4 protein-coding genes are annotated in these 7,285 nt (G+C 61.5%); 1 reads left to right on the forward strand and 3 read right to left on the reverse strand.

Annotated elements, in window-relative coordinates; translation table 11 throughout:
* Positions 1–166: 166 nt before the first annotated feature.
* The 3 genes from HYH07_RS36010 to HYH07_RS36020 are packed head-to-tail and all read right to left on the reverse strand — an operon-like array spanning position 167 to position 6,475.
* The gene (locus HYH07_RS36010) at positions 167–3,055 is read right to left on the reverse strand and encodes an NHLP bacteriocin export ABC transporter permease/ATPase subunit (protein ID WP_220006894.1); all 2,889 of its coding nucleotides are present in this window, start codon (positions 3,053–3,055) and stop codon (positions 167–169) included.
* The gene (locus HYH07_RS36015; protein ID WP_312016716.1) at positions 3,052–5,187 is read right to left on the reverse strand and encodes an NHLP family bacteriocin export ABC transporter peptidase/permease/ATPase subunit; all 2,136 of its coding nucleotides are present in this window, start codon (positions 5,185–5,187) and stop codon (positions 3,052–3,054) included. The genes HYH07_RS36010 and HYH07_RS36015 overlap by 4 nt, the downstream gene beginning before the upstream one ends.
* Positions 5,188–5,209: 22 nt before the next feature.
* Positions 5,210–6,475 carry an NHLP bacteriocin system secretion protein gene (locus HYH07_RS36020; RefSeq protein WP_220006896.1) on the reverse strand — a complete coding sequence of 422 codons (1,266 nt, stop codon included), beginning with the start codon at positions 6,473–6,475 and terminating at the stop codon, positions 5,210–5,212.
* A gap of 200 nt (positions 6,476–6,675) precedes the next feature.
* Here HYH07_RS36020 and HYH07_RS36025 point away from each other — a divergent pair, with 200 nt between their 5' ends.
* On the forward strand, positions 6,676–7,221 hold the full coding sequence (locus tag HYH07_RS36025; protein WP_228749988.1) for a hypothetical protein: 546 nt from the start codon (positions 6,676–6,678) through the stop codon (positions 7,219–7,221).
* The last annotated feature ends 64 nt before the right edge of the window (positions 7,222–7,285 follow it).

The following is a 7,285-nucleotide window of genomic DNA, read 5'->3' on the forward strand; positions in this document are numbered from 1 at the left end:
CCAGAGACCGGCTTTTTTTGCGCCAATGACGGCACGGTTCCACACCGCAGTTCCGGCGGGTGCTGTCCTGTAGAGGCTCGGAAGGACGAGCGGTGAGTTAGGCGCTGAGGCCCAAACACAGGCTCGACTTGCTTCTTCGGTGAGTGGAGAGCGGGTCTGCGGCGGATCAAAGCATCTGCCGCTGCGCAAACGCTGCAAAGGCACCAGCTGCCGTGGTCAATTCCTCGAACGTCCCGGCTTCGACGATCTTGCCGTCAACCAGCACGATGATCCGATCCGCATTCTTGACGGTGCTCAGCCTGTGAGCGATGACGATTCGGGTGACGTTCAAATTCTCCAACGCATCACTGACGATGGCCTGGGATCGGTTGTCGAGCGAGCTCGTCGCCTCGTCGAACAGCAAGACGCGCGGACGTCGCGCGATGGCGCGGGCGATCATGATGCGCTGGCGTTGTCCCCCGGAAAGGGTGCTGACCCCTTCTGCTATCTGGGTCAGCATGCCCATTGGCATGGCCTTGATGTCCTCCTCGATTCCCGCAAGTCGGGCGGCGTCCCACACCTGGTCGAGCGGAAGCCGAAGTCCACCACAAATATTTTCGTAGATGTTCCCATTGGCGAGCCGCGCGCTCTGCAAGACAACGCCGAGCTGGCGCCGCAAAGCACTCACATCGAGCGTCTCGATCGATTTTCCGTCGTAGAACACCGCACCCGATTCCGGCCACTCGAAGCCGAGCAGCAGCCGAAACAAGGACGACTTGCCGCTTCCGGACGGCCCGACGATCGCAACATATTCGCCCGGCGCGATCTTCAATGAGACATTGTCGAGCACCAGAGGGCCGCCTGACAGATACCGGAACGAAACGCGCGCAAGCTCGATCGATCCAGACAGCTCTCCCGGCGCTTTTCTGTCGTCCGAGATCTCCGTCGGGCTGGCGATGAGGGGGCGCAACCGGAGCAGTGGCGGTATCGCGATCAGCGCTTCACTGACGCCGCCCGCCCAGGAGCCGACGGCACCCATGGATTGCCCGAAGGCGGAAAAGAAGGCGAAGAATCTGCCGAGATCCGTCAGCAGGTTGCTGTTCGAATAGGATGCATAGGCAAAGATGATCAGCGTCGCGATCGTCGGAAAAGCCGTCTCGAACGCGCCAAGGCCGTTGCTGGCGAGCTGCGACGACACGAAATACTGCTTTTGTGCCGCGAACTGCCTCGACCAGATCCCGAGCGCACGCCCTGTTGCGCCCGACACCCGCAATTTGCCGACGCCCGTCAGCAATTGGAGGACGAAACCGCTGACCTTGCCCTGCTGGTTGAAGTGCTTGTTCTCGAAATAAAGCCGCAGCAGGTTGGTCGAGATGATGGCGACCGCCCTGACGAATGTCAGCCCAATCGCGAGCAGCGCCAGCTTCGGACTATAGTAGATCATCAAGCCGAGGCTGAAGATGCAGAAAAGGCCGGCGATCACGCCGCGGAGCGCATGGCCCGTCAGGGCACGGCGCGCGGCGTCGATGCCCATCGCGCGGTCGACCAGCTCGCCGGTCGTGAATTTCCGGAAGACGGCAGTTGGCAGCCTGAGCATGCGATCGATCATCGCCGACTGCAATCGCCAGTCGATGAGGGCTTCCATGCGGAGCATGACAAGGCCCTGCATGACCTGGACGCCGGCGACCGCCAGGGCTGTCAGGCCCAACGCGAGGGCACAGAAGACGAGCTGGTCGAGCTCCGATCTCGGGATGATCGAGCTGATCAGTAGATTGGTGACGAAGGGCGTCACCAATGACAGAAGCCCGATCACCACGACCACCAGGGCGATGCGCAGTCCGCTGCCCCGTGCGTAGCGCAAGGCAAATTGCAAAAGCTCCCTGAACTTCAGCGAGCTTGACGGCAGGGGCGGATACAACATCGCCGCTTCCGGAGCAATCTGTGCCGCCACGGTGCGATTGACCAGCCGGCGCGCCTTCGTCAGTGGATCGATCATGACGTAGCCCCGGCGTGTCTCATAGACCAGGGCGACGGGCTCGCGCTTCTGGCCGAACCAGCCGACCAGCGGGCCTGCATCGGTTCTCCACCAGTCCGATCTGAGGAGCACCTGCCGGAGCCGCAACCGAGAATTCCGCGCGATCTGCGTCAGCCCAGTGAATTCCTGCCGGCTGCCATCGACGCGACCAGAGATCGCAATCGGCATGCGCATCGCGCTTCCGACAAGCTGGCAGGCGCCCGCCAGCCGATCGGAATAGGAAGCATCGACCGCGTCATGATCGAAGCGCCGCACGATAATGCCGGAGAGGCGATCGAAGGCTTCCATGGACTGCGATGCCGCAAGCGTACTCCGGCTCGTCAGCCGCTCGCTCTCGCTCTGCCTCTCGTGAACCAGGATGCGTTCGACGCAGGCAGCGAAGCTCCGGTGAAACTGATCGACCGCCGGCCAGATCGCGGCCGGCGCTGCGCCGTCTGCGGCTACGCCGCAGCCTTCCGCGCCCGCCTCGACCCACAAGCCTGACGTGAGCGGCAAAGGCTGGCTTCCGGCTGCGTATGGAGCGGAAACGCCCATCAGCCTCAGGTCGCCGCGCTCCACGGTCAGCCACAGCAGACCACGCATGGGACCGCGGCCGCCTTCGTTCGCTGCAAGTTGGGCCTTGCCTTCCGGCAGCTCGGTCATTTGCCACAGCGGTGCCGGCCCCGCGACGAAGCGCGCGAGCCGTTCGATCCAGCGCGTGACCTGGACTGGCGTCAGATCGGATCTGGACCGTGCGGACGCCCGCGTGCCTTCGGTCCCGACCGCAATGAAGCTTGCGCTGCTTCCTGTAGGGATGGCGACCTCCGGGAGATCAGCGACGACGTCGCCGCTTTCGATCCGAAACAGATGGTGTCTCTTCCCGTATTCGCCCTCGTCGGCATCGACCGCGAAGATATCGAGATGACCGGCAACGACCTCGAACACGTAGCCATGATGATCGAGCAAAATGGGCTTGCGACCATCGAGCGTCACCTCAATCGGAAGTTCCGCTGGCCTGACGAGGCTCGCACCTGACACAATGTTTTCAGCCGGAGGGATCATTCCTGGGACACCAGCCTCGCATATTCGCCCTGCTGGACCAGCAGGCTCTCATGCGTCCCGCGCTCCACGATCTTGCCCTGCCTCAACACGACGATCTCGTCGCAATCCCTGATCGTGCTCAGACGATGTGCGATGATGATGCAGGTGCAGCCGGTGCGGCGCAGATTATCGTCGATTGCTTTCTCGGTGACCGGATCGAGCGCAGCCGTGGCTTCGTCGAGAACGACAACGGAGGGACGGCCGACGAGGGCCCGCGCGATCTCGATGCGCTGTCGCTGCCCGCCGCTGAAATTCGTTCCACCCTCGCTCACATAGGAGTCGTAATTGCCGGCCCTGATGGCGATCTCGTCCTGGATCTGCCCGTCTTTCAGCGCCCTGGTGAGATCGGCGTCGGGCGTCGTCCGATCCCAGAGCGTGAGATTGTCGCGCACGGTGCCCTCGAACAGGAAGATATCCTGATCCACGTAAGCGATGGAGTTGGCGAGGATTTCAGGTGGAACGTCCGCAAGCGGAGCCCCGTCGATCAGGATCTCTCCGGCCCACGGCTTGTTGAGGCCGCAAATCAGGCGTCCGAGCGTCGATTTGCCGCTTCCGGACGCGCCAACAATCGCCACGCGTGATCCCGGACGGATGTTGATCGAAAGCTCGGAGATAAGGGGAGGCTCAAGCAGTGAGTAACCGAACTGCACATTTCTCAGTTCGATGCGCCCGGAGAGCTTGGCGGGAAGATGTCTTTCGGATCCGTTCTGCCTCGGCTTGTCGCCTAGCGGATAGTTGTAGACGTCCTCGAGACGATCGAGGGCGCCCCGGATCAATTGAAACCCGCTGGCCTGATTGACCAGCGTTGCGACCGGCTCCGAGAAGCTTGCCATGAGCGACTGGAAGGCGACGAGGCTGCCAAGCGTCAGCGAGCCTTCGATCACCCGCAAGCCTCCGAGGATGAGTATCGCCGTCATGCTCAATCCCGAGATCAGAGTCGGGATCATGTCGAGCAGGATTGACGAGGAAGCGAGCTCGCGCTCGGCATTGAGAAGCTTGGCATGGACACCGGCCCATTGTCCGAATGCCTCGTCCTCGAGACCGCTTGCCTTGATCGTCTCGATGGTCCTGACGATGCTGACCACCGCTCCCAAAGACTTTCCACGTTCTTGCGAGAGCCCGCGGCTGAGGTCCTCCCGGCGCCGGTGCGAAAGGCGCAAGGACAGGACGTTGAGCATCGACAGGGCGACGCAGATCGCGGCAAGCCACGGATCGTAGACCACCATCGCGAACGCAAAGAACACGACCGACGTGAGGTTGAGCACGTTGGCCGCAATGCCGCCCGCAAGCAGCCGTGCAATCTGCTCGTTGGCCGCAACACGCGTTGCGATATCACCGGCGTGGCGTTGAGTGAAGAACTCCATCGGCAATGCCATCACCCGCCACAGAAATCGGCTGATCATGACCACCGACAGCTTGGTCTGCAACCGCAGCAGCAGCGATTGTTGGAGCAGCGTCAGGATCGTGCGGATCAGAGCGGTGACGGCCATGCCGACCAGGAGCGGACGCAGCCACCCGTCGAGATGCTGGATCAGGACGTCGTCGATGAAGATTTTTGAGAAGCTCGCGGCGACGAGGCCCGGAAGGACCATCACGAAGCTGAGCAGGACGAGCAAGCCCACAGCCGCCTTTGAGCCGCGCAGCTCGCGGACCAATAGGCGCAGTCCGCCAGGCTTGCTCCCTTGGGCGACGAATGCCGCCGTCGGCTCCATGGTGAGCACGACCCCGGTAAAACTCCTGTCCAGCTCGTCGAGGCCAATTCGCCTGCGCCCAAAGGCCGGGTCGTTGATGTAGGCGAACTTTCCATCGATCCCATCGAGAACAACGAAATGATTGAAGTTCCAGTGGATGATGCAGGGCGTCGGCGTCGTGGGCAGCGTCGCTATTTCCTGCCGGAATCCCTTGGCGGACAGGCCGAAGCGCCGCGCGGCCCTGACGACGTTGCTGGCCTTGCTGCCGTCGCGCGATACGCCGCATTCGACACGCAACTGCTCGAGCGGCACCCACCGGCCATAATGCGCCAGCACCATGGCGAGACAGGCCGCGCCGCATTCCGCCGCCTCCATCTGCAGGACGGTGGGTGTTTTCTTCACTCCCGTACTAGGCTTGGCAGAGCTATCCATCGATCCCGGTCAGCTTCCTGATGAGAGGAACAACGAGATCCAGCGGACGCCGGTTTCGGGTGGTGATCTCGGCCTGAGCCAGCGTGCCGCTGGTCAAGTGGACCGGAGGTCCTTGGCCGACAGCCCATCGATAGCCGCTCGTCGTCAAATCGTCCCGTTCCAGGGATACGGTGACGGCATAGGGCGCGCCGTCGTGGGAGAACACCTTGACCAATTGATCGTTGTGAAGCACCGCGGTCATTCCTTGCGGGGTCACGGGAAACTCCGACACGCTGGAGACCGTCCCGATCATCATGCCGAACTCCTCCCGCTTGACGGTGCTGGGCGCAATGCGCACCTGCGAGCCTGGCTTGACGCTCTTGCCTTGCTCGGCGGGTACATAGATGACCGCTTCGAGCTTCGAGCCCTCATCTTCGATCGCGACGACCGGCGTGCCGACGGCGAGGACCGAACCGGTCGATATCTTGATCTCCAGCACGCGACCCGTGATCGGGCTGATAACCTGCGAATTGCGCCCCAGCGTCCCGGCGAGTGCCTGCATCTCGCGGCGCGCATTGTTGGCCGCGAATTCGGCTTGTTGCAGTTCGTGCTCGCGTTGAGTTTCAAGATCGGATTGCTGCGCGTGCAATTTGAGGATCTCGTTCTGCGAATCCGTTCGCCGCTGCTGCGCCTCGGTCAACTCGAGACGACGATCCTCCAGCGTCTTTCGCGTGGTCAGGCCCTTGGCCATGAGCTGCTCGAGATTCTTCACATCGATGTCCAGGGACTGAACGCGCTGCCCGGTTGCCTCGATGACCTTGTTGAAGGCTGCCTCGAGCTTCTCGAGATTGGAGGCCTTGACTGCGAGCTCCGACCTCACCTTCGCCGCCATGTCGTCATGCTCACGCTGGCGCTCCTTGTAGGCCTCAACAGCGTTTGCGTATTTTTGCTCGATGTCGGTCTGCGAGATCTGAGCGATGATCTGACCGCGCTCGACATGGTCGCCGACGGAAATGCTGAGCGAAGCGAGCCGTCCCTCCGCAGCAGACACTGCGTCGACGACGCGGCCGCTACCGACCAGGATTCCCTGTCCTGACACGCGCGATGGAATGCGGCCGTAGATCCCCCAGACAAGGGCAGCAAGCAGTGCGACCGTTACGACGACGGCAAGGATCCAGTCGGCCGGCTTGGTAATCGCGACGAGATGGTCGAGTTCGTCCGGAGATGCCGCGCGTTGCAGCGCGCTCGCACGGAAAATATGTTCGGGACCGTCAGCCACGGTTCAAATCCCTCGCAAACGATCTCAGCGCAATAACTTTCAGTTTCAAGATGGGCCTGAAAAGACCGGCGCAACTGCCGATGATACATAGGAGCCGATTTCCCTACAACGGTTCCAATTCTCCTCGCCCTCATGCAGCTTGGAGAAAGAATGCCATTGAGGGTTCCATTGTGCAGCGCTATTGTCTGCCTTTGAGGGCGATGGATTTTGACGCAGAGAATTCGAGCGTCTTAATGAGATGGCAAGCGCACAGTGTGAAACGCGCCGGGGCATTTGCTCTGGCGGGGCAATGCTTGGGGTTGCTGGTCGCAACGAAAATGTGCGTGGCGGGGGTATTGAGTCCTGCCGACTTGAAGCGCGTCGAAGATCTCAGGCCGATGTTCGCCGGCTTGATGGCGGACCTCGTCCAAACCTCCAAACGAACCGATATTCCTGCCGTGGACGCAGATTGCGTCAAAGCCACCGTGCAAAATCTTGTCGAGATTTCCCAAGAGCTTTCCAGTTACGAATATCTGATTACGATCGAGAAGGAGTTGACGAGCGTCGGCGAAAATGACCCCACTCGGGATGTGGTGAAGTTTGCCATCGAGCAGTCCACCAATATTCTTTCCAGCCAGCGCAAAAAGATCGCGCAACTTCCCGATCAATGCACCAGATCGGCTGTAGCGTTGGCAAAATCCCAGCAGACCCTCCAGGTTGTTGATGCGACGACCGGGGTTCTGAATTCCATTCGCGCCCGCCTTTGAGTGGCAAGTGGCAAGGCCTCTCCGGGGCCTGACGTGACGGTTCCCCAAAGCCCAGCCAGCAGCA

This window comes from Bradyrhizobium sp. BR 10261 (assembly GCF_019455395.1).
Lineage (GTDB): Bacteria > Pseudomonadota > Alphaproteobacteria > Rhizobiales > Xanthobacteraceae > Bradyrhizobium > Bradyrhizobium manausense.